Genomic DNA, 1481 nt, shown 5'->3' with positions numbered 1-1481 from the left:
TCCTGGGAGACCATCACCAGGTCGAGCACCCGATGCTCGTCCAGGTCCTCGGCCGGCGCCTCATGGACGATCCGGCCCTCACGGATGACCAGCACACGGTCGGCCAGGCCCAGCACCTCGGGCACCTCGCTGGAGACCAGCAGCACCCCGATGCCGTCATCGGCCAGCTTGCGCACCAGCGCATACAACTCCGCCCGCGCCCCGACATCCACCCCACGGGTCGGCTCATCCAGCAACAACAGCTTGCGGTCCTCGGCCAGCCACCGCCCCAAAACCGCCTTCTGCTGATTGCCGCCCGACAACGTGCGGATCGGCCGCCGCGGATCCGGCGGACGAATGTCCAGCGCCTCCGACAACCGCTTGGCCTCGGCGAACTCCGTCCGCCGATCCAGCCACCCCAGCCACCGCGGCTTGGTATACCGGCTCAAACTCGCCAGCGTGATGTTCTGCGCGACCGGATGATCCAGCAGCAACGCCTGCGCCTTACGCTCCTCCGGCGCCAGCCCCATGCCCATCCGCACCGCACGCGTCGTACTACCCGGCCGCACCGCCTGCCCGTCCAGCACCACCCGGCCGCTCGCCCGCCGCGCCCCGTAGATCGCCTCGATGATCTCACTACGGCCCGACCCGACCAGCCCCGCCAACCCCAGGATCTCCCCCGACCGGATACTGAACGACACATCCCGCACCCGGCCCGGCACGCTCAGGTTCTCCACCCGCAACACCTCCGGCCGCCCCTCATGGGCACCCCGGGCAGGCCGCGGCGGGAACACATACTCCACATTCCGGCCGGTCATCAACGCCACGATCTGCGAGGTCGGCGTGTCCTTGGCCGCCAGACCCACCGCGACCGTCCGCCCGTCCTTCAGCACCGTCACCCGATCACCGATCTCCCGGATCTCCTCCAGCCGATGCGAGATGTAGATCACCGCCACACCCTGCGAAGTCAGATCACGGATCACCCGGAACAGGTTCTCCACCTCGTCATGAGCCAACGCGGCCGACGGCTCGTCCATGATGATCAACCGGGCCGAATGCGACAACGCCCGGGCCATGCTCACGATCTGCTTGTGCGCCGGCGACAACCGGCCCACCTCGGTCCGCGGCCGGATCTCCCCATGCCCCAGCCGCTTGAGCAACTCCCCCGCCGCACGGTCGGCCTCACCCCGCCGGGAAAACCCGAAACTCGCCGGCTCATGCCCGAGGAAGATGTTCTCCGTCACGCTCAACCCGTCGACCAGGTCGAGCTCCTGATAAATGGTCGCGATGCCCAGGCCCATCGCCGCCGTCGGCGGCGCCAGCCGCACCGGCGCACCATCCAGCAGCACCTCCCCCTCATCAGGGGCATGAGCACCAGACAAAATCTTGATAAGCGTGGACTTCCCGGCACCGTTCTGGCCGAGCAGGCAGTGCACTTCCCCGGCCCTGACCTCAAGGTCCACGCCGTCCAGCGCACGCACGCCGGGGAACTGCTTGACGAT

The 1481-nt window shown here is 68.3% G+C and carries 1 protein-coding gene; it reads right to left on the bottom strand.

Translation table 11 applies throughout. The features are described from left to right. Positions 1-1481: sugar ABC transporter ATP-binding protein (locus AAH991_RS40015; protein WP_346231172.1), on the bottom strand; the 1481-nt coding region annotated here is incomplete at both ends.

The sequence above is a fragment of the Microbispora sp. ZYX-F-249 genome (assembly GCF_039649665.1).
GTDB lineage: Bacteria > Actinomycetota > Actinomycetes > Streptosporangiales > Streptosporangiaceae > Microbispora > Microbispora maris.
This window is presented reverse-complemented; position numbering and strand designations above follow the sequence as displayed.